This is a genomic window from Bacillus sp. LB7 (genome assembly GCF_030449715.1).
Classification (GTDB): Bacteria; Bacillota; Bacilli; order Bacillales; family Bacillaceae; genus Bacillus; species Bacillus paralicheniformis.
On sequence record NZ_JASGCA010000006.1, the window covers coordinates 150,723 to 170,421 of the forward strand.

Consider the following 19,699-nt stretch of genomic DNA (forward strand, 5'->3'; position numbering starts at 1 on the left):
CCTACTCTAAAAGCTTTGCAGCAAAGATTTAACGATTAAATACCAGCCATCTACAAGCACAAACAGCAAAATTTTAAACGGCAGTGAAATCATGACCGGCGGAAGCATCATCATCCCCATCGACATCAAAACACTTGCCACAACCATATCGATAATCAGAAACGGTATAAATATCATAAATCCCATTTGAAACGCGGTTTTCAATTCCGAGATGACAAACGCGGGAACCATCGTTGAAAGCGGAATATCATCGATGGATTCAGGCGTTTCCATCTTTGCGTAATTCATAAATAAAGCCAGATCTTTCTGTCTTGTATGCTTGCTCATAAAGGTTTTGATCGGGGCTTCCGCTTTTGTGTAAGCTTCATCCAAGGTGATTTTATTGTTCATTAATGGCGTCAGCGCTTCTTTATTAATCTCTGAAAAAGTCGGTCCCATAATGAAAAATGTCAGGAACAGTGCAAGTCCGATCAGCACCTGGTTTGGGGGCATTGACTGTGTTGCCAGCGATGTCCTGACAAAGGACAATACGATGACAACCCTTGTGAAACACGTCATCAGGATCAAGATCCCCGGAGCGATCGAAAATACTGTCAAAAGCAGCAAGAGCCGGACGCTGGCGCTGACATTTGCCGCATCGCTTGAATTAAATAAATCCATAAACTCATTCATGTTGATTTTGGCCTTTCTTTCTGCCTTCTGCGCGATTTTGTTTCAGTTCCGCGAGCTGTGCTTTTAACGACTCGGAAAAAGATGCCGTGCCGCTTTGCTTTTGCACACCTGGAACTTTGACTTGATCCATCCATTTCTGCCATTCAATCTTGCTGTTCATCGCAGCTTCATGCTGCGTGAGAATTTCTTTATATTCCTTTTCATCATCGATCTCTTTCAGCAGCTGGATATTCTCGCCGACACCGACGACCAGCACCCTGTTCCCTACTTTAATCAGCTGTACGGACTTGTTTTGTCCGAGCGAAGTTCCGCCGATGTTTTCGACATACTGGAAGGGTTTTAACAGGCGGTTGCGTTTATTCATGAATTTGACCAAAGCGTAGATCAGAAAAATGACGAACAGTAACGCGCCGATCATTTTCACAAAATCAAATATGGAAACAGAAGGAGACGGGGGTTCGGCCTCCGCCTCTTCCTTTAGAGAACTTTTTTCCTCGGTTTTGTCTTTGTCTTTTGCATTTGCTTTTTCTTTTTCTTTCTCTTTGCCCGCACCTTTTTGCTCAAACAGATGGTCAACGGTCTGATCCCCCGATTCCTCTGCGAGAGCCGGAGCGTACGGCAGTACGAGAAAGGCAAATAGACAAAGGCCGGCTATGAAAATAAGAGGTTTCTTAAACAAGTTGTACACCCTTTAGCTTAGCGTTTTATTGATCGCTTCCATGACGCGGTCAGCCTGGAACGGTTTGACGATAAAGTCTTTCGCTCCCGCCTGGATGGCGTCGATAACCATCGATTGCTGGCCCATTGCCGAACACATGATGATTTTTGCCTGCGGATCGATTTCCTTGATTTCTTTAAGAGCCGTGATTCCGTCTTTTTCCGGCATCGTGATATCCATTGTGACGAGATCAGGTGAATGCTCTTTATATTTTTCAACAGCCTGTGCTCCGTCTTGTGCTTCTGCGACGACTTCAAAGCCGTTTTTCACTAAAATGTCTTTAATCATCATTCTCATAAATGCTGCATCATCAACTACTAAAATCTTGTAAGCCATTATTAATCTCTCCAATCAATCTGTTATTATCGTAATTTGCTGATTCGTTCCGCCTGACTTAAAATGTCTGTCACCCTGACGCCAAAGTTTTCGTCGATGACGACGACTTCGCCTTTGGCAACGACGCGCTGGTTGACCAGGATGTCGACAGGCTCGCCGGCGAGTTTGTCAAGCTCAATGATACTGCCGGTTGACAGTTCAAGCACCTCTTTGACGCTGCGGTTTGTCCTTCCCAGCTCGACTGTGACGGACAAAGGAATATCCATGAGCATGTCAAGGTTTTGAAGGTGCGGCTGCGCATCAGTCTGAGGGGCAAAGGATTGAAACTCTGCCGGTGCCACCTGCACAGGTTCTGAAACTTTTGCCGTCCCTTGCCGTTTAGGCGCAGGCTCCTGTCTCTGTGTCTGAGCAGGTGCCGGACTCGGACTAGGCGCCGGTTTTTCCTGTACGGGCGGCTGCTTTGCCTCTTCAGTCTGCACTGGCTCTTCTCCGCCGTCCTGATTCGTTAATTCATCGATCAGGTCTTTTGCAAAGGTCAGCGGATAAAGCTGCATAATATGCGAATCGATCAGTTCTCCGACTTTCAGTCTGAAAGATACTTTGACGAGCGGGTCCTCTTTCGGAATTTGCTCTGTTCCTTCCCCTTCATTCACATCAAGGAGGTCAACTTCCGGCGGAGAAATATCAATCTTCTTGCTGAAGACGGTGGACATCGACGTCGCTGCGGAGCCCATCATTTGGTTCATCGCTTCCTGAACGGCGCTTAGATGAATTTCGCCAAGCGACGGATCTGCGTTCGTCCCGTCTCCCCCCATCATCAAATCAGCGATGATCGCGGCATCTTCCTGCTTGATGACGAGGAGATTGTTTCCTGAAAAACCTTCCGTATAGCTCACACCGATTGAAACATACGGGTGCGGGAATTCATCATTTAAATGGCTTTTTTCAATCACCGAAACAGTCGGCGTTGTAATTTCGACTTTTTGATTCAATAAAGTGGACAAAGCTGTTGCAGAGCTCCCAAAGGAAATGTTTCCGATTTCCCCGATCGTATCCTGTTCCATCAGGGACAACCCTGATTCCGGCTGCTCTTGAGCCGTATCATCGCCGCCTTTAAGCAGCGCATCAATTTCATCCTGTGATAACCTATTGTTATTCTCCATATTCTTCACCTCTTATGTCGTGATCTAGAATTTGAATCGCAGTCTTTCGATTCATTCGGCCGGCTTGTGCTAGAAATTTCGGTTTATCTCCGACCAAAACAGTAAGAGGTTCTGCTACTGATTTGTCCAAAGTGATACAATCTCCAATTTCTAAATTTAAAAACTCTTCAATGGTTAATTCCGATGATCCGAGTTCTGCGACAATTGGAATTTGCGCCGTCATAATCCGCTTTTCTATCGACTTTGTTTCCTCCGGTTTTGGTTCAATTCTGTCTGATTGCATCCAGTAGTGAACGGAAAGCTTAGGAATGATCGGTTCCAGGACGACGTGCGGGATGCACAGGTTGATAACCCCGCTGATGTCTCCTATTTGCGTGTTCAGCGAAATGACAACGACCGTCTCATTCGGCGATACCATTTGCACAAACTGCGGATTCACTTCAAAATCGGACATTTCCGGCTCGATTTCCGTGATGGATTCCCACGCATCTTTATAATTCGAGAGGCAGCTTTCAAATAAATTGGACATGATTTTCGTCTCAATTTCCGTCATGCTGTCAATTTTGTTGTGGCTCGAACCAATCCCGCCCATCACTCGGTCCATCATCGTATAGGCGATGTTCGGGTTGATCTCCATCATGATTCTTCCTTCAAGAGGGCGAACCTCAAACAGATTGAGGATCGTCATATTCGGAATGGATCTGATGAATTCCTCATAAGGAACCTGATCAACCGAACTGACCGAGATCTGGATATAGGTTCTCAGCTGAGCCGAGAAATAAGTCGTTAGCAGCCTTGCAAAGTTATCGTGAATCCTTGTCAAGCTGCGGATCTGATCCTTTGAAAAGCGGAGCGCCCGTTTAAAGTCATAGACTTTTACTTTTTTAACGGACTCTTCTTTTTTCAGCTCGTCGGCGTCCATTTCACCGGTCGATATCGCTGAAAGCAATGCATCGATTTCATTTTGGGAGAGTACTTCTCCTGCCATCTGTTTTCACCTCCATGGTTCTGTCATCTATGTTCCTACTGCAGATTAAAGGAGGTAATGTATACAGTTTTCACTTTTCCCTCTTTCATGTAGTTCGTGTTCAGCTTTTCTTTCAGCTGTTCTTTAAATTTTTCTTTTCCTTTTTGTCCTTCAAGCTCATTTGCGTTCGTATTTGCCAAAAGGGAGATGACTGAATCTTTAATTTGGAAATCCCGCTTTTCAAGCTCTTCTTTCGCCTCTTTCGAATCTGTTTCAAGCTTGATTGACAAACGGACCACATTGTCTGATTTTAAGTTTGTCGTGATTTCGGCGACTTCAACTGATGATTCGACCACTTCATCGATCGAAGGTTCTTTCGTTTGATCTTTTTCACTTGCGCTTCCCTTGATGACAAAGAACGCAGCGGTTCCTAACACAGCAATTGCCAGAATAATCGTCAGCATAATTCCTAGAAGTTTTTTATTCATTCAGATTCCTCAATTCTTTGGTCACAAGAAAGTATTTGGATTTTTTGATAGAATGACACGATTGTATCCACAACTGTATCTTCATCTTCTTTGACAACAAACTTTTTTCCGTTGGACAACGTAATTGTCGTATCCGGAAAACATTCAATTTGCTCAATGAATAGCGCGTTCAGAATAAAGGGCTGTCCGTTTAATCGCGTAACTTTGATCATATGTTATCAAGAGGCGCCTTCACGAGGGCGCCTCCTTCCCTCCTATCGCTTCAGATTAACGAGTTCCTGAAGAATTTCATCAGAGGTTGTAATGATTTTCGCATTGGACTGAAAGCCGCGCTGCGCGATAATCATTTCAGAGAATTCTTCTGAAAGGTCGACGTTCGACATTTCAAGCGCACTCGTTTGCAGCTTTCCTGAGCCGTCTTCTCCAGGCACAACGACTTGCGGATCTCCAGAACTCAATGTTTCGCGGTAAAGGTTGTCCCCCGTTTTTGTTAAACCGGATGTATTGTTGAATGTCGCGAGCGAGATCTGGCCGGCGGTCTGGTTCTCGTTGTTTTGATCGACATAAGACACCGTTCCGTCAGGCGCGATGCTGAAGCTTTGCGCGTCTTGCGGGATATTAATTCTTCCGTTGTTGGCCGTTAAGACGAACAGCCCGTCAACAGTGACGAGGTCACCTTCATCAGATCTGTAGAAGTTCCCGGATCTTGTGTAGTACACTTCATCTCCTGATCCGACGCGGAAGTAGCCGTCTCCTGTAATGGTCATGTCAAGCTGGCGGCCTGTTGTTGAAGGCGCTGCGTTTGTGTGAATGATATCGATCGATCCGATCGTTGCACCGAGCCCGACCTGCTGGCCGTTGACAGAGCCGCGGTTTGCAGTAGACGACGACGCACCGGAAAGCTGCTGGCTGACAATATCTTTAAATGTAACCCGGCTTTTCTTATAGCCTGCCGTATTGACATTCGAAATGTTGTTTGCAACAACATCAAGCTTTGTCTGGAAGTTTTTCATTCCGCTGATTCCTGAGTATAGTGAACGTAACATAATTATTCCTCCCTGAATTGTCTGTTTTTATTTGTCAGAATGGCTGACCGCCGTCACATTCCACGGATTGACTTCGGTTCCATCGTCAAGGACAAGCAGATACTGTCCGTCTGAGCTTTTAATTGATTTGACGAGCGCCGTTTTTTCTTCGCTGTCTTCGCCTTCATAGGTGACTTCTTTTCCGATCCAGCTGACATACATCGTCATCGGGTCCTGAAGTCCGACGAACGCCGACATCGTTGTGTTCAGATTCGTTAGTTGCTCAAGGCTTGAAAAGGTCGCCATTTGTGCAATGAATTCACGGTCTTCCATCGGATTTAAGGGGTCTTGGTACTGCAGTTGTTTCATGAGCAGTTTTAAAAATTCATCCTTGCCAAGATTGGAGCCGCTCCCTGATTTTTCGGCTTTTTTTGCCTCGGATAAAAAATCGGATGTCGTCGATTTCGTGTTTGTTGTCCCTATGGCAGTTCTTGTATCAATTGAAGTGTCAGGCATTAGATCTCCTCCTCGCTGTCCAGTGATCGAGTCTCGATAAGCTCATCCAGAAACTCCTGAAAATCCTCATTTTCCTGCTCTTTTTGCTGATCTTGCTTCGGCTGCTGCTGGTTTTTCTGTTCGTCCGCCAGCTGTCCGAAGGTCTGATCGCCGTTTTGAAGCGGCACACCGAAGCGGTCAATTTGTACAGACATGTTGGGCAGCGCCTGTTTAAGGTGCGCGAGATTGTGTTCGAGCAGATCTTTAGCCGACTGGGTCGATGCGATGATTTTGCTCGAAAACATCCCGTGCTGTTTGACGAGCTTGATCGTGATAAAGCCAAGATTTTCAGGATTCAGGCGGATCGTGAAACTGCCTGTCGATCTGCCGAACGGTGTATACTTCATCTGTTTCCATGAGCTGAGAATTTGTTCTGAAAAGCTTTTCGGCTGAGCGGAAGATTCCTCTGCTGCCGAGGTCTGGAGACCTTGGATCAGCACTTCGCCTGTCCGATGATTGGCCAGTACAGAGGATTGAATCGGCTGTTCCTTTTGGCCTTGCTTTCCTTCAATTTGAATTTCCCTTCCGTTCAAAACAAAGGACAACGGCTTCTCAGAAAGAGAGACATCGGATTTTTTGCTCATGAGCATTGCCTTCAGTTCGCTTTCCGCCATTTTCCACTCTTTTTGATCCGGTTCAGCATTTGCGTTCATCATCTGTTCCATTACACTTTTCAAGCTTTTCAGCTCGGCGTTTGACATGGACAAAAGCTGCGACTCGCCCGGATTTTTCGTGAAAAATTGACGTTTAAGTTCATCAATCAGCCCCTCTGTTCCCGCCTTTGTCTGAAGAGCTGCGAGAAATTCCGGCGCCTGTTTCAATATTTCTGCGATTTGCGAAGTTTTGAGTGCCGGTTGATTTTCATTTAAGATCACAGCGAGCAGCTGCTGAATCTGACCAAGAATTTGCAGGTCAGGCAGTTTCGGCTCTTCTGTCCCGCTTTCGTCGGCAGGCAAAGCTTCAATAGCATCAGCCGTTTTGCCTGATTGTCCAGGCAGAGCGGCATTTTCAAGCAGCTCTTTTATTTGCTGCAACAGCTGATCTGCCAATGCCAGTTCATCCGGAGATGGACTCAGCTCTTCAACATGCTGGAGGGAATTCAGCCAGTCTTCATTGAAGGAGCCGCCCTCATTATTTGAAAGCCATTGCTTCAGTTCATGCAAAAGCCCTTCCAATGACGTGTCCTGAGAAGGCTCTTCTCCCTTTTGAAAAGAGGAAAGTGAGCTGTTTTCCTTTTGGAGCACATTCTGAAAGAGTGCGCCCAGAGGCGTCCTGCTCGTTTTTGCAGTTGCGGTATCCGCCGCAGGCTTGGCATCAAAAGAGATTGCGTCAAAAAGCCTCAAGCTATTCCCCCCCTTCTTTTTTCTTTTCGTTTTTCGCTTCGTTTTTTACAAGCTTTTCGGTGAATACAGCCGCTTTATCAGGAGACATTTTGGAGAGGATCTCAGTCACTTTCTTTTTGCTTAAAGAATCTAAAATGTTGATTGCCTCTTCTTCTTTTAATTCGCTTAAAATTTTTGCAGCTTTATTGCTTTGCATGCTTTCATAAATTTTGACGACTTTTTTTCCGTCTCCTTGACCTTCAGCGTTCTTTTCTTGCTGCTCTTTTTCATCTTTTTCCGTTTTTTCGAGGGAGCTGATTTTTTGTTTCAGCCTTTTAATCTCTTGATCACTCGTTTTCAAGTCACTCGTCAGCGTTTCGATTTCGCTTTTTTGTTCATCGATCGTCTTTTGGAGCTTTTCTGCTTTGTTCTCCTGCTGCTTTGCTGCGTGATCTATGTCCTGATCCTCGCCGTTTTTCACAAGCTCTTTAACGACGGGGATTTTGGAGGCTGCATCCTGGAAATTGACGCCTAAAAGCCACATGCCGACAAACGCTACAACGATTAAAAAGATCAGCGGAATGACGATGACAAATAAAAATGTCTGAAATTTACCGGCTTTTTTTTCTTCGGCCATCGTTTTTCTACCCCTAGCTTCCTTGAGTTATGTACTGGGCAATGGAGATATCGTCCATTTCCTTTAACTCATTTGCTTTGTTTTGCAGCGAATACATTTCAAACTGCTTTTCTTTCATTTTTTCAAATTTTTTCAGCTCGATATTTTTTTCCGTCAGATCGTGCTGTTTTTCATTCATTTCATTTCTCTTCATCATGACGAGCTTTTGATAATGGAAGATCGTCGTTTCAAGATTTGTGACAAATTGCTGATAATGCCGCATTTCCTGAACGCTCATTCCCGTCTGCATCTTAATTTCCTTGTTTTTTTCTAGCGTTTCTTTTTGGTTCATGCTTTCATACAGCTTTTCCGCGACCTTTTCGAATTCGGAAACTGAGTGCTGATATTCAGCGAATGATTGGTCTTTTTCATTTTCTTTAAGCTCGAGGAGCTTTTGAAATTTAAATGAATAAGCCATTCTTAATCCTCTCTTCCTGTAAGACTCTTTAATAAAGAAATGCTCTCTTCCAGCGACGCCGCTTCATCCACTTCCTGCTTGAGGAAGCTGATCAGCTTTGGATGGAATTGTATGGCCTCATCAATTTCTCTGGAAGACCCTTTTTTATAAGCTCCTATGTTGATCAGGTCCTCTGAGTTTTGATAGGTTGACAGCATTTCCCTGAACCGGTTCGCTGCTCTTATATGGTCTTTCCCGGCGATATTTGACATCACCCTGCTGATGCTTTTTAAAATGTTGACTGCCGGAAACTGGCCTTTATTCGCAAGGCTCCGGTCAAGAACGATATGACCGTCCAAGATTCCCCTGACAGTATCGGCGATCGGTTCATTCATATCATCACCGTCGACAAGAACCGTATAGAAAGCAGTGATTGACCCGTTTTCCGTCGTTCCTGTTCGTTCTAAGAGCTTAGGTAAAATAGCGAACACCGAGGGTGTATAACCTTTCGTCGTCGGCGGTTCGCCTGTCGCCAGGCCGATTTCCCTCTGAGCCATGGCGACCCTTGTCACCGAGTCCATCATGAACATCACGTTTTGTCCTTTGTCGCGGAAGTACTCGGCAATCGCTGTTGCTGTATAGGCCGCTTTCAGCCGCATCAATGCCGGCTGGTCAGATGTAGCCACTACAACGATCGTGCGCTTCAGCCCTTCTTCGCCGAGATCTTTCTCAATGAACTCTCTGACTTCCCGGCCCCGCTCTCCGACAAGAGCGATGACATTCAAGTCTGCGGCCGTCTCTCTTGCAATCATGCCCATGAGCGTGCTTTTTCCGACACCGCTTCCGGCGAATATCCCGACACGCTGTCCTTTTCCGACGGTCAGCAGACTGTCGATTGATCTGACGCCGACCGCCATTTTTTCTCTGATCGGCGGCCTTTTCATCGGATTAGGCGGCGCCTGGTCTGTCGAAACTTGAGCCAGACCTTTTGGAAGCGCGCTGCCGTCGAGCGGATTGCCGAATGCATCGACAACTTGCCCGATCAAGCCGGAGCCGACTTTGACTCTGAGCGATTCGCCCGTCGCTTCGACAATGCTGCCGGGTGCAATATTGGCCGCTTCCAAATATGGCATCAGAAGAATATTTTGGTCTTTGAAGCCGACGACCTCAGCTTTGATGGCCTTTGGCCCGTCACCTTTTGTATAGATTTTGCAGACATCGCCGATTGAGCATTCAGGTCCTTTGGATTCAATCATCAGGCCGACCGCTTGTTTGACTTTTCCGTATCGTTTGTAGGAGTCTGCGGTTTCTATACATTCAAGCAGCTGCTCGAGCATCACTGGACAACACCTGCCGTTTCAAGCAGGCTGAGCAGTTTTTGTTTCAGCTGCTGTAATTGAGTGTCGATTCCTGCATCGATTCTTCCGAAAGCCGTTTCAACATAGCACGTTCCTTTCGGCGCTTTTTCATCGGCGTATATCGCAAGATGTGCGCCATATTGGAGGAGCTGCTCAAGTTCGTTTTTGTGGCTTTGAACCTCCGTGTAATACTCCGGATCCACATAGACGGCAATATCATCGAACTCCTTCATTTCGGACAGCACCTGTTTGACGAGGGCTGAAAAAACTTCTTTGTCGTCAGCCTTTTGATTCCAAACTTTTTTAGCCAGCGTCACGGCAAGTTCGACAATTTCTTCGGAAGATTGTTCGATTTTTTCTTCATAGTCACGCCTCGCCGCTCCGACGATGGCGTTGGCTTCATCCAAATAGGATTGATAAGCGCTTTGAGCCTCGGCCTTTCCCTGTTCAAACCCCGTTTGAAAGCCTTCTTGTTTCGCCTGGTCTATCAGTGCTTCGCGTTCTGTTTCCCAGCTTATCCTTTCCTCTTCGATTTGCCGTCTGACCTGTTCGAGTTCAGCGCTCGCTTTTTCGTATATTTTCCCGGCTTCCTGTCTGGCATGATCGAGGAGGAATTCCGGATCCTGTCCGGTATCAAGTTCGGTTTCTGTTTCAGGAAGTTTGACTTCTTTTAATGAAATCGTCCGCCTTTCTTTTGGCGGTATTGATGATAATCGCTGTTTAATAATGTTAGACAATGATATCATCTCCTCCGCCTCTGGCGATTACGATCTCACCTGCTTCTTCAAGTCTTCGGATGACGCTTACGATTCTGGATTGAGCTTCTTCTACGTCACGCAGACGTACAGGACCCATGAATTCCATTTCTTCTTTAAATGTTTCAGCCATACGCTGCGACATATTGCTGAAGACGATGTCTTTGACCTCTTCGCTGGCCACTTTGAGAGAGAGAAGCAGATCGTCGTTTTCCACATCGCGGATAACCCTTTGAATGGCACGGTTATCAAGCGTAACGATATCTTCAAAGACGAACATCCGCTTTTTAATCTCGTCGGCAAGCTCAGGATCCTGGATTTCAAGGGCGTCAAGGATCGTTTTCTCCGTACCTCTGTCAACTCCGTTCAACACTTCGACAACGGCTTCGATGCCGCCGGTCTGCGTGTAATCCTGAGTGAATGTGGAGGATAGCTTTTGCTCCAGAATCTGTTCGACTTCATTGATGATCTCCGGCGACGTCCTGTCCATGACAGCGATCCGTCTTGCAACCTCTGCCTGCACATCCTGATTCAGCTCTGACAATATCTGACCGGATTGCACGGGATCGAGATAAGACAGAATCAATGCGATCGTCTGCGGATGCTCATGCTGGATAAAGTTCAGAATCTGCTCAGGGTCCGCTTTTCTGGCAAAATCGAACGGTCTGACTTGAAGAGACGATGTCAGCCTGTTGATGATGCTGGCGGCTTTGTCTTCGCCGAGCGCTTTGTCAAGCACCTGCTTGGCGTAGTGAATGCCGCCTTGTGATATATATTCTTGAGCAACAGCCGTTTCATGAAATTCCTGAATAATTTCGTCTTTTTTCTCTGGTGATACAGCTCTGACATTTGATATTTCAAGCGTCAGCCTTTCGATTTCTTCATCTGTTAAATGCTTGTAAACGGAAGCTGACACATCAAGCCCTAAGGATATCATGAGAATGGCCGCTTTTTGTTTGCCTGTAAGCCTGTCTTGTTTCATTTTTGCCATTTCAATACTCCTCCTAATCCTCGGTTAGCCAGCTGCGCAGCAATTTGGCGAATTCTTCAGGCTTATCTTTCGCCATTTTTTCAAGCTGTTTTCGTCTGACAGTTTCTTCTGTCTCTTTTTCATTGTTCACATCAGCAACACGAATCGGTTCCTGAGGCGTTTCATACCAGTCTTCCTCGTATTCGTCATCTCTATTTTTACGTCTTCTGACAAGCCAGATGATGAGGCCGATTACAGCAACAAGCGCTGCTCCGCCTGCGATGTAAATCCACATCGGTATGCCGCCTGTTTCCGTTCCTTCATCGATTGTCTGCTTGCCGTCGAACGATTGGACAGAAACAACGATTTTATTTTCAATATCCTCATCTGTCAGCGGCTCTTCTTCATACTTCTTGTCGATCGATGTTTTCACAATGGTTGAGAGGATTTTTTTAATATCATCTTCTCTTTCAGCGGGCAGTGACTGCGGGTTCTTCGCATCAGGCGGTTCAACCATGACCTGGACGCCCAGATCTCTGATTTTGTACGGACTTTCGGCGATTTCTTTATGGATTTTGTTGACTTCATTGTTGATCCGTTCTTCGCTTTTCTCGTAGTCTCCGTTGCCTGTTCCGCCTTCTGTCTCCGCATAGTTTGTCACATCGTTTTCACCTGTTCCGTTGACGCCTCCCGCTTGCGCTCCCTGTCCGGAATACGTTTCACTGACGCGCTCTGCGCTGACCGTGATCCCTTCCATATTTTCTTTATCGACAGGTTCAACCAGGTCTTCCGTCCTGTTTTCTTTTGTGAAGTCGATGTCGGATGTGACGGATACGACCACTTTATCCTGTCCCATCATCGTGCCGAGCATGGTTTGAATTTGTCTTTGCAGGTCCTTTTCGATCTGAGCTTTGACTTGTCTTTGTGAAGAGTAGCTGTCAGCGTATGAACCTGAATCCTTGCCGGTTTGATCGTAATACGTGGAGTTTTGATCCATGATCACGATGTTTTCCGGGTCAAGGTTCGGCACGCTTTTCGATACGAGATGATAAAGGCCGTTGATTTCATTTTGATCAAGCGTGTGGCCGGGTTTCACCTGGAGAACAATCGAAGCGGATGCTTCCGGCTTTTCCTCTCCGACAAAGACGGATTCCTTCGGCAGATTAATCATAACCTTCGAATCTTTAATCCCGTCTATTCCTTTGATGAGGTTGGTAAGCTCGGTTTGCGTCGCTTTCACTTTCAATACGTCAAATTCGTTGTCCGTCATACCGAAACCGGCATTTTGACCAAAGAACGAATAATCGATGCTTCCGCTTTTCGGAAGACCCTCTGCCGCAAGATCGACTTTCAGCCCGTCGACTTTTTCTTCCGGAACCTTGATGACTGAACCGTCAGCTGCAACCTCAGATGGAACACCTTTTTCATCGAGCACTTTTTTGATTTGGCCGGTTTCTTCAGCTGACAAATCCTTATAGAGCGGCACCATTTTATTTGACGAAGCAACAATTCCAATGATGATTGACAGGATCACTGCCAGAGCGACAATGCCGATCATTAAAAACTTCTGCAGCTTTGATCTGTTTTTCCAAAAATCAGTTGTTTTCGTTTTAATTTGCAATAAAGTACGATTCATCTTACTCCCCCGGTAGTTACACTAATTCTCTTCGCTTTCAGACTCCTTTCTTACATTTGCATTCTCATGATTTCCTGATAAGCTTCAACCGCTTTGTTGCGGAATTCCGTCGCAGCCGTCAATGTAATATTTGCCTTCTGGGCTGCAACCATCACTTCATCAAGGTTGACATCCTGACCGAGAGCAAGCGCGTTTGTCAGTTTATCAGATTCATTTTGAGATTGGTTCAAAGCATTGATAGAATCTTTCAGCACGTTGGAAAAGCTGACTTGGTTCTCTGAACCATCCTGCTTGTTCGTGATCTGATGTGTTGCATTCGTTCCCGCCTGCACGGATTGAACTCCAAATGGAGAGATTCCATTAACCATTCGTGTCATCACCCTACTTTCCGATTTCTAGTGCTTTCATCAACATTCCTTTTGTCGCGTTCATCGCTGTGACATTCGCTTCATATGATCTTGTGCTGCCCATTAAATCAACCATCTCTTTTAGCGGATCGACATTCGGCATCTGCACGTATCCGTCTTCGTTTGCGTCGGGATGCGTCGGATCATAAACGAGTTTAAACGGTGTTTTGTCTTCGCTGATCTTGGTCACCTTTACCCCTTCACCGACTCTCGCCGATGCATTCATCGATGATTGGAGCACGGATGAAAAAGATTCGCCTTTCGGAGCCGTCGATACAAGCTTTCTTCTATACGGCTGCCACTGTCCGTCGACCAGCTTCGCTCTCGTTGTATCCATGTTTGCCAGGTTGGAAGAAACGGTATCCATCCTGACTCTCTGTGCAGTCAACGCCGAAGCTGAAATGTTGATGCTATTGAATACTCCCATTATTTACCTCCTGTAATTGCGGTCCGCAGTGAGTTGAATTTGCCGCTTATTCTTTCAACGAGCGCTTGATACTGGATTTGATTTTTCGCCATTTCACTCATTTCCTGATCAACGTCCACGTTGTTCCCGTTTTCTTGATAACTTGTATTCTTTCTCGACACAACTGAATAATTTGACTCATTCCCTTTGAAGTCAATGTGTCTATAGTCTGTTTTTATAGCGTTAATTCGGGAGGACTCCTCATTCAGCACATTTTTGAAGGATACGTTTTTCGCCTTGTAGTTCGGTGTATCTACATTGGCCAGATTGTTCGTTATGACTTTTTGCTTAATGTTCGCTTGATTCAAGGCTCCCTCTAGTCTATGTATTGTTCCTGAAAATATATCCATCGCCAAATACCTCCAATCTTTTTCCATCTGTCTTAAAATCTTGTCGAGAATTGTAAAAACCATAAGCCTATTGTAAGGAATAATAGGCTTAAAGTCTATGATCTGGGCGCAAAAAAAAATCGTAAGAAATATCTATTTTATGATTAGGTATTTTGACCTAGATTATAAGAACTATGTAATGTTACGTTTGTTAAAGTTTCAAAACATTATGTTAATATATTTTTTATTCGAGTAACGTATTGATTCAGTACCGCGTTTTAGTTGTTTTCTGATATGGAAAAATTACGATAATATAGTTTAAAACGTGAAATAAAAAAAGCCGCAGAACGGCATGTTCTGCGGCTTTCACCTTTTAATGAGACTTTAGTTTTTCTAATTCCATTAAAAATTTGTTGTTCAGCACTTTAATGTATGTGCCTTTCATCCCTAATGACCTTGATTCAATGACACCGGCGCTTTCAAGTTTGCGCAGCGCATTGACAATGACCGAGCGGGTGATGCCGACGCGGTCTGCAATTTTACTTGCGACAAGCAGGCCTTCATTTCCGTCAAGCTCTTCAAAAATATGTTCAATTGCTTCAAGCTCGCTGTAAGATAATGAACTGATCGCCATTTGAACGACCGCTTTGCTGCGGGCTTCCTCTTCGATCTCTTCAGCTTTCTCTCGGAGAATTTCCATTCCTACAACCGTTGCGCCATATTCGGCAAGGATCAGATCGTCATCCTCGAATTTCTCCTGAAGGCGGGACAGAATCAAGGTGCCGAGTCTTTCGCCTCCTCCGATGATCGGAACGACTGTGGTCAGACCCGCTTGGAACAAATCGCGGTTTTCCACAGGGAAAGCCGTATATTCGCTGTTAATGTCAAGGTTAGATGAAGTTTCCGGAATGTTGAACAGACTTTTTGTGTAGTCTTCAGGAAACTGGCGCTCTTCAAGCATTTTTTTCATCCGGTCATTTTCGATCTGCTGGTTGATCGAGAAACCGAGAAGCTTTCCTCTGCGGCTGACGACGAAAATGTTCGAATCAATCACATCGCGAAGCGTTTCGGCCATTTCTTTAAAATTAACCGGCTTCCCTGCCGCATTTTGCAGCATTGCATTAATCTTTCTTGTTTTTTGTAATAAAGCCATAATAAATTGATCCTCCTAAATTACTCTTATTTAATTGTTTATAAAATAAACTGGCTTAAATCCTTATTCTTAGCGATCGAACCGAGCTTTTCTTCAACATATTGAGGCGTGATGACAACTTCCTCCATCGTCACATCCGGAGCCTCGAATGACAGTTCTTCCAAAAGCCGTTCCAAAATGGTGTGAAGCCTTCTCGCCCCGATATTGTCTGTGTCCTGGTTCACATGATAAGCCACTTCTGCAATCTTACGAATAGCATCGTCAGAAAATTCAAGAGATATACCTTCCGTCTTCAATAAAGCCTTATACTGCTTTAGAAGAGCGTTGTCAGGCTCAGTTAAGATTTTCACAAAATCATCGATGCTCAGCTTTTGAAGTTCAACGCGGATCGGAAAGCGTCCCTGCAGCTCCGGAATTAGATCTGAAGGCTTCGCCATATGGAATGCACCTGCAGCGATGAACAGCACGTGATCCGTTTTGACCGCACCGTACTTTGTCATGACGGTAGAGCCTTCTACAATCGGAAGAATATCGCGCTGCACGCCCTCTCTTGAGACGTCGGCCGATGAAGAAGCACCGCTCTTTTTGGCGATTTTATCGATCTCATCGATAAAGATGATTCCCGACTGTTCGGCTCTTAGAACAGCTTCCTGGGCAGCTTCGTCCATATCGATGAGCTTTGCCGCTTCTTCATTCGTCAGCACTTTTCGCGCTTCCCTGACCGTAAGCTTGCGGCGCTTTTTCTTTTTCGGCATCAGGCTGCTGAGCGCATCCTGCATGTTCATGCCCATCTGTTCCATACCCGAGCCTTGGAGCATATCAAACATGGACGGCTGCTGCTCCTCGACCTCAACGGTGACATAATGGTCTTCAAGCTCGCCGAGAGCAAGCTGATGTGCAATCCGCTTCCGGTTGTTTTCGATATCCGTGTCTTCATGCTTTTCCGCTTCATTCGTCTCTTGATCCTGATTTCCGCCAAACAGCATTTCAAAAGGATTTTTCGCACCCGTCTGTTTTTTTCTTCCCGGTACAAGCAGGCGGACGAGGCGTTTATTTGCGTTTTCTTCGGCGATGCCTTTCACTTCGTTCATTTTTTCCTCTTTGACGAGGCGGATTGACGTTTCCACAAGATCCCTGACCATCGATTCAACATCTCTGCCCACATAACCGACTTCCGTGAACTTCGTCGCTTCGATTTTGACGAACGGAGCGCCGACGAGCTTCGCGATTCGTCTTGCAATCTCGGTTTTTCCCACACCTGTCGGACCCATCATCAATATGTTTTTCGGAACGATTTCTTCGCGCAGTTTTTCATCAAGAAGACTTCTTCTGTAGCGGTTCCTCAATGCTACGGCGACCGCTTTTTTCGCATCGAGCTGGCCGACAATGTATTGATCAAGCCTTTCGACGATCTTCCTAGGAGTCAGCGGCTTTTTTTCCATATGCCTCATATCCTTTCTATTCAAGTTCTTCTACAATGATCTGATCGTTCGTATACACACAGATTTCGCCCGCGGTTTCAAGTGAGGCCCTCGCAATCGCTCTTGCGTCAAGCTGGCCGCCTGCATGACGTTTCAGCGCCCTTCCGGCTGCCAAGGCGTAGTTTCCGCCTGAGCCGATCGCCAAAATGCCGTCGTCAGGTTCAATCACCTCGCCTGTTCCGGAAACGAGCAGCATGCTGTCAGCATTCATGACGATCAGCATCGCCTCAAGCTTTCTGAGGACTTTATCGCTTCGCCACTCTTTTGCAAGCTCGACTGCCGCCCGCTGCAAATTCCCGTTGTACTCTTCAAGCTTCGCTTCAAACATTTCAAAGAGCGTGAAAGCGTCCGCAACTGAACCGGCAAAGCCGGCAATGACTTTCCCGTTGAAGAGCTTTCTTACCTTTCTAGCGGTATGCTTCATGACGACAGCCTGACCGAACGTAACCTGGCCGTCTCCCGCCATCGCGCTTTTTCCGTTGTGCTGGACGGCAAATATCGTCGTTGCGTGAAAAGATGACATAAAAGAACCTCCTTTATTTCCCTTTATGTGCTCGAGGGTGATGAGACATATATGTCTTTCTGAGCATATCTTTAGATACATGCGTATACACCTGGGTTGAAGAAAGGTTTGAATGCCCAAGCAGTTCCTGAACGCTCCTGAGATCCGCACCCTCATTTAACAAATGGGTGGCAAAAGTATGGCGGAGCATATGCGGATGTATATGTAATGTACCCGAAGTCTTCTTGACCAGTTCTCCCAAAATGTAACGAACCCCCCTCGGGGTTAAGGGCCCGCCCCTTTGATTCAAAAAAATAAACGGGCAGGGCTCTTTCGCTTTTAACAGAAGGATGCGTCTTCCATTTTGCAAATACAGATCCAAAGCCTCCCGGGCGAATGAACCAAATGGAATATACCTTTGCTTCCTGCCTTTCCCGTGAACCAAAACCGTATCTAAAAACAGATCCAAATCAGATTCCTTCAGGCTGCAAAGTTCGCTTACCCGCATGCCTGTTGCGTAAAGAAGTTCCAAGAGCGCCTGATTTCTTTGGCCGAGCGGTGTACTCAAGTCCGAAACCTCAAACAGTTCTTCAAGTTCTTTTTCATATAAAAACTTTGGAATCCGTTTATCCTGTTTCGGAAGACTGACAAGCAGAAACGGGTTTTCTTTTACCACCTTTTCCCTTAATAAAAATTTATAGAAGCTTCGCAGAGCCGAAATTTTCTTGCTGATCGTCCTGCGAGTAAGCCCTTTTTCATGCGCTTCCGTCAAGAAAATCCTCACATCCGGATAAGTCACGTCTTCAAAACCTTTTATGCCCTGAACTTGTAAAAAGCGTTCAAAGTCTTCAATGGAAGAAATGTAACCCACAATTGTATATTTTGAATAATTCTTTTCTATTTGTAAATATTCAATGAATAAAGTTAAAAAATTCTTAACATTTGCCATCATTACACCTCTTCGAAAAGGGCTTTTAAATGTTATCACATAACAAGTTCATCTGGCAATGAATAACTATAGCGTTTTCGAAATATTTTGAATTGTCTCCAATGCGCGCGAAGCATACTGTTCATTTCGTTCCTGCTTGTTTTTAATTTTAACCCCCAAGTCCTTGAACAGACCGAAGTTCGCATTCATCGGCTGGAAGTTTTTCTTGTTTGTTTCCGTGATGTAATGGGCCATGCTGCCGATCGCTGTTTCATTTGAAAAAGTGACCGGTTCTTTTCCCTGGATGAGCCGAGCCGCATTTATTCCGGCAACAAGACCTGAAGCCGCTGATTCAACATACCCTTCAACACCTGTCATTTGGCCGGCGAAAAACAGATCGTCCCGTTTTTTAAACTGGTAGGTCGCTTTTAAAAGACTCGGCGAGTTGATGAACGTATTTCTGTGCATTACGCCGTAGCGGACGATTTCAGCTTGTTCCAGTCCCGGAATGAGGCGGAGCACTTCCTTTTGGTCGCCCCATTTGAGGTGGGTCTGAAAACCGACGATATTGTAAAGCGTGCCGGCTGCATCATCTTGGCGCAGCTGCACAACGGCGTATGGACGCTTCCCTGTTTTGGGATCTTCAAGTCCGACAGGCTTCATCGGGCCGAACAGCATCGTTTTTTTGCCGCGTTTTGCCATAACTTCAATCGGCATACAGCCTTCAAAGAAGATTTCCTTTTCAAATTCTTTCAATGGAACGGTTTCCGCAGACACGAGGGCGTCATAGAACCTGTCAAACTCCTCTTCTGTCATCGGACAGTTCAAATACGCTGCCTCCCCTTTGTCATAGCGGGATTTCAAATAGACTTTATCCATGTCAAGGCTGTCTTTTTCAACAATCGGCGCAGCGGCGTCATAAAAGTACAGATAGTCTTCGCCTGTCAGCTCCCGGAGCTTTGCGGAAAGCGCTTCTGACGTCAGCGGTCCTGTCGCAATAATTGTCGGTCCTTCCGGTATTTCCGTAACTTCTTCATTAAGCACGGTCACATTCGAATGATTCTTTACTTTTTCGGTAACGTTTGCGGCAAATTCATGCCTGTCTACGGCAAGCGCACCGCCGGCAGGAACAGAACATTCGTCAGCAGCAGCGATGATGGCCGAGTCAAGAACCCGCATTTCTTCCTTTAATACACCGACAGCGTTCGTTAATGAATTCGCCCGTAGCGAGTTGCTGCAGACAAGTTCTGCAAATTTATCTGTATGGTGTGCCGGCGTTTGCTTAACAGGCCTCATTTCGTATAAACGGACATTGATACCGCGCTTGGCAAGCTGCCATGCCGCTTCGCTTCCGGCAAGTCCTGCACCGATGACATTTACTGTTTGATTCATATT

The 19,699-nt window shown here is 45.7% G+C and carries 24 protein-coding genes; all 24 read right to left on the reverse strand.

Annotation, left to right across the window (positions count from 1 at the left end):
- Positions 1–6: 6 nt before the first annotated feature.
- The 24 genes from fliP to trmFO all read right to left on the reverse strand — a co-directional run bounded on the left by fliP (position 7) and on the right by trmFO (position 19,696).
- Positions 7–672, reverse strand: coding sequence for a flagellar type III secretion system pore protein FliP (gene fliP, locus QMZ64_RS10505; protein ID WP_043926382.1), 666 nt, complete (start codon positions 670–672; stop codon positions 7–9).
- Positions 665–1,351 carry a flagella biosynthesis regulatory protein FliZ gene (fliZ, locus tag QMZ64_RS10510; RefSeq protein WP_301441304.1) on the reverse strand — a complete coding sequence of 229 codons (687 nt, stop codon included), beginning with the start codon at positions 1,349–1,351 and terminating at the stop codon, positions 665–667. The genes fliP and fliZ overlap by 8 nt, the downstream gene beginning before the upstream one ends.
- 12 nt (positions 1,352–1,363) lie before the next feature.
- Positions 1,364–1,726 (reverse strand): chemotaxis protein CheY, encoded by a 363-nt coding sequence (locus tag QMZ64_RS10515; RefSeq protein ID WP_003181796.1) that lies wholly within the window; start codon positions 1,724–1,726, stop codon positions 1,364–1,366.
- A gap of 26 nt (positions 1,727–1,752) precedes the next feature.
- Positions 1,753–2,889 (reverse strand): flagellar motor switch phosphatase FliY, encoded by a 1,137-nt coding sequence (gene fliY, locus QMZ64_RS10520; RefSeq protein ID WP_065644138.1) that lies wholly within the window; start codon positions 2,887–2,889, stop codon positions 1,753–1,755.
- Positions 2,879–3,877 carry a flagellar motor switch protein FliM gene (gene fliM / locus QMZ64_RS10525; protein WP_065644137.1) on the reverse strand — a complete coding sequence of 333 codons (999 nt, stop codon included), beginning with the start codon at positions 3,875–3,877 and terminating at the stop codon, positions 2,879–2,881. The genes fliY and fliM overlap by 11 nt, the downstream gene beginning before the upstream one ends.
- 35 nt (positions 3,878–3,912) lie before the next feature.
- A complete protein-coding gene (gene fliL, locus QMZ64_RS10530; RefSeq protein ID WP_265627065.1) occupies positions 3,913–4,344 on the reverse strand; it encodes a flagellar basal body-associated protein FliL in 432 nt (143 codons plus the stop codon).
- The gene (gene swrD, locus QMZ64_RS10535; protein ID WP_003181786.1) at positions 4,341–4,556 is read right to left on the reverse strand and encodes a swarming motility protein SwrD; all 216 of its coding nucleotides are present in this window, start codon (positions 4,554–4,556) and stop codon (positions 4,341–4,343) included. The genes fliL and swrD overlap by 4 nt, the downstream gene beginning before the upstream one ends.
- Positions 4,557–4,598: 42 nt before the next feature.
- A complete protein-coding gene (gene flgG / locus QMZ64_RS10540) occupies positions 4,599–5,390 on the reverse strand; it encodes a flagellar basal body rod protein FlgG (RefSeq protein WP_265627066.1) in 792 nt (263 codons plus the stop codon).
- Positions 5,391–5,417: 27 nt separating this feature from the next.
- Positions 5,418–5,885: a flagellar hook assembly protein FlgD gene (gene flgD, locus QMZ64_RS10545; RefSeq protein ID WP_265627067.1), complete on the reverse strand. Its 468-nt coding sequence runs from the start codon at positions 5,883–5,885 to the stop codon at positions 5,418–5,420.
- The gene (locus QMZ64_RS10550; RefSeq protein WP_301441305.1) at positions 5,885–7,267 is read right to left on the reverse strand and encodes a flagellar hook-length control protein FliK; all 1,383 of its coding nucleotides are present in this window, start codon (positions 7,265–7,267) and stop codon (positions 5,885–5,887) included. Before QMZ64_RS10550 ends, flgD begins: the two co-directional genes overlap by 1 nt.
- A gap of 1 nt (position 7,268) precedes the next feature.
- Positions 7,269–7,883, reverse strand: coding sequence for a MotE family protein (locus QMZ64_RS10555; protein WP_301441306.1), 615 nt, complete (start codon positions 7,881–7,883; stop codon positions 7,269–7,271).
- A gap of 13 nt (positions 7,884–7,896) precedes the next feature.
- Positions 7,897–8,340: a flagellar export protein FliJ gene (gene fliJ, locus QMZ64_RS10560; protein ID WP_243940298.1), complete on the reverse strand. Its 444-nt coding sequence runs from the start codon at positions 8,338–8,340 to the stop codon at positions 7,897–7,899.
- A 2-nt stretch (positions 8,341–8,342) separates the two neighbouring features.
- Complete coding sequence (gene fliI / locus QMZ64_RS10565) at positions 8,343–9,656, reverse strand: flagellar protein export ATPase FliI (RefSeq protein WP_065644130.1); 1,314 nt, start codon at positions 9,654–9,656, stop codon at positions 8,343–8,345.
- On the reverse strand, positions 9,656–10,423 hold the full coding sequence (gene fliH, locus QMZ64_RS10570; protein WP_265627069.1) for a flagellar assembly protein FliH: 768 nt from the start codon (positions 10,421–10,423) through the stop codon (positions 9,656–9,658). Before fliH ends, fliI begins: the two co-directional genes overlap by 1 nt.
- Positions 10,407–11,423: a flagellar motor switch protein FliG gene (fliG, locus tag QMZ64_RS10575; RefSeq protein ID WP_043926372.1), complete on the reverse strand. Its 1,017-nt coding sequence runs from the start codon at positions 11,421–11,423 to the stop codon at positions 10,407–10,409. Before fliG ends, fliH begins: the two co-directional genes overlap by 17 nt.
- A 13-nt stretch (positions 11,424–11,436) precedes the next feature.
- Positions 11,437–13,038 carry a flagellar basal-body MS-ring/collar protein FliF gene (gene fliF, locus QMZ64_RS10580; RefSeq protein WP_265627070.1) on the reverse strand — a complete coding sequence of 534 codons (1,602 nt, stop codon included), beginning with the start codon at positions 13,036–13,038 and terminating at the stop codon, positions 11,437–11,439.
- 50 nt (positions 13,039–13,088) lie between these two features.
- Positions 13,089–13,406, reverse strand: coding sequence for a flagellar hook-basal body complex protein FliE (gene fliE / locus QMZ64_RS10585; protein WP_243940292.1), 318 nt, complete (start codon positions 13,404–13,406; stop codon positions 13,089–13,091).
- Positions 13,407–13,419: 13 nt separating this feature from the next.
- Positions 13,420–13,872, reverse strand: coding sequence for a flagellar basal body rod protein FlgC (flgC, locus tag QMZ64_RS10590; RefSeq protein WP_020451388.1), 453 nt, complete (start codon positions 13,870–13,872; stop codon positions 13,420–13,422).
- Complete coding sequence (flgB, locus tag QMZ64_RS10595; RefSeq protein WP_243940290.1) at positions 13,872–14,261, reverse strand: flagellar basal body rod protein FlgB; 390 nt, start codon at positions 14,259–14,261, stop codon at positions 13,872–13,874. The genes flgC and flgB overlap by 1 nt, the downstream gene beginning before the upstream one ends.
- Positions 14,262–14,613: 352 nt before the next feature.
- The gene (gene codY / locus QMZ64_RS10600; RefSeq protein ID WP_003181756.1) at positions 14,614–15,393 is read right to left on the reverse strand and encodes a GTP-sensing pleiotropic transcriptional regulator CodY; all 780 of its coding nucleotides are present in this window, start codon (positions 15,391–15,393) and stop codon (positions 14,614–14,616) included.
- Between the two features lie 38 nt (positions 15,394–15,431).
- Positions 15,432–16,835, reverse strand: coding sequence for an ATP-dependent protease ATPase subunit HslU (gene hslU, locus QMZ64_RS10605; RefSeq protein ID WP_243940288.1), 1,404 nt, complete (start codon positions 16,833–16,835; stop codon positions 15,432–15,434).
- 16 nt (positions 16,836–16,851) lie between these two features.
- Positions 16,852–17,397 carry an ATP-dependent protease subunit HslV gene (gene hslV / locus QMZ64_RS10610; protein WP_020451384.1) on the reverse strand — a complete coding sequence of 182 codons (546 nt, stop codon included), beginning with the start codon at positions 17,395–17,397 and terminating at the stop codon, positions 16,852–16,854.
- Positions 17,398–17,410: 13 nt separating this feature from the next.
- On the reverse strand, positions 17,411–18,325 hold the full coding sequence (gene xerC / locus QMZ64_RS10615; protein ID WP_265627071.1) for a tyrosine recombinase XerC: 915 nt from the start codon (positions 18,323–18,325) through the stop codon (positions 17,411–17,413).
- A 66-nt stretch (positions 18,326–18,391) separates the two neighbouring features.
- On the reverse strand, positions 18,392–19,696 hold the full coding sequence (trmFO, locus tag QMZ64_RS10620) for an FADH(2)-oxidizing methylenetetrahydrofolate--tRNA-(uracil(54)-C(5))-methyltransferase TrmFO (RefSeq protein WP_265627072.1): 1,305 nt from the start codon (positions 19,694–19,696) through the stop codon (positions 18,392–18,394).
- Positions 19,697–19,699: the final 3 nt, after the last annotated feature.

Coding starts and splice junctions, on each gene's coding strand:
- fliL (WP_265627065.1), bottom strand. CDS start 4,344: ATGAATAAAAAACTTCTAGGAATTATGCTGACGATTATTCTGGCAATT.
- fliF (WP_265627070.1), bottom strand. CDS start 13,038: ATGAATCGTACTTTATTGCAAATTAAAACGAAAACAACTGATTTTTGG.
- fliH (WP_265627069.1), bottom strand. CDS start 10,423: ATGATATCATTGTCTAACATTATTAAACAGCGATTATCATCAATACCG.
- fliJ (WP_243940298.1), bottom strand. CDS start 8,340: ATGGCTTATTCATTTAAATTTCAAAAGCTCCTCGAGCTTAAAGAAAAT.
- codY (WP_003181756.1), bottom strand. CDS start 15,393: ATGGCTTTATTACAAAAAACAAGAAAGATTAATGCAATGCTGCAAAAT.
- swrD (WP_003181786.1), bottom strand. CDS start 4,556: ATGATCAAAGTTACGCGATTAAACGGACAGCCCTTTATTCTGAACGCG.
- fliI (WP_065644130.1), bottom strand. CDS start 9,656: ATGCTCGAGCAGCTGCTTGAATGTATAGAAACCGCAGACTCCTACAAA.
- flgB (WP_243940290.1), bottom strand. CDS start 14,261: ATGGATATATTTTCAGGAACAATACATAGACTAGAGGGAGCCTTGAAT.
- QMZ64_RS10555 (WP_301441306.1), bottom strand. CDS start 7,883: ATGGCCGAAGAAAAAAAAGCCGGTAAATTTCAGACATTTTTATTTGTC.
- flgD (WP_265627067.1), bottom strand. CDS start 5,885: ATGCCTGACACTTCAATTGATACAAGAACTGCCATAGGGACAACAAAC.
- flgG (WP_265627066.1), bottom strand. CDS start 5,390: ATGTTACGTTCACTATACTCAGGAATCAGCGGAATGAAAAACTTCCAG.
- xerC (WP_265627071.1), bottom strand. CDS start 18,325: ATGGCAAATGTTAAGAATTTTTTAACTTTATTCATTGAATATTTACAA.
- flgC (WP_020451388.1), bottom strand. CDS start 13,872: ATGGGAGTATTCAATAGCATCAACATTTCAGCTTCGGCGTTGACTGCA.
- fliY (WP_065644138.1), bottom strand. CDS start 2,889: ATGGAGAATAACAATAGGTTATCACAGGATGAAATTGATGCGCTGCTT.
- fliE (WP_243940292.1), bottom strand. CDS start 13,406: ATGGTTAATGGAATCTCTCCATTTGGAGTTCAATCCGTGCAGGCGGGA.
- QMZ64_RS10515 (WP_003181796.1), bottom strand. CDS start 1,726: ATGGCTTACAAGATTTTAGTAGTTGATGATGCAGCATTTATGAGAATG.
- fliP (WP_043926382.1), bottom strand. CDS start 672: ATGAATGAGTTTATGGATTTATTTAATTCAAGCGATGCGGCAAATGTC.
- hslV (WP_020451384.1), bottom strand. CDS start 17,397: ATGTCATCTTTTCACGCAACGACGATATTTGCCGTCCAGCACAACGGA.
- fliG (WP_043926372.1), bottom strand. CDS start 11,423: ATGGCAAAAATGAAACAAGACAGGCTTACAGGCAAACAAAAAGCGGCC.
- trmFO (WP_265627072.1), bottom strand. CDS start 19,696: ATGAATCAAACAGTAAATGTCATCGGTGCAGGACTTGCCGGAAGCGAA.
- hslU (WP_243940288.1), bottom strand. CDS start 16,835: ATGGAAAAAAAGCCGCTGACTCCTAGGAAGATCGTCGAAAGGCTTGAT.
- fliM (WP_065644137.1), bottom strand. CDS start 3,877: ATGGCAGGAGAAGTACTCTCCCAAAATGAAATCGATGCATTGCTTTCA.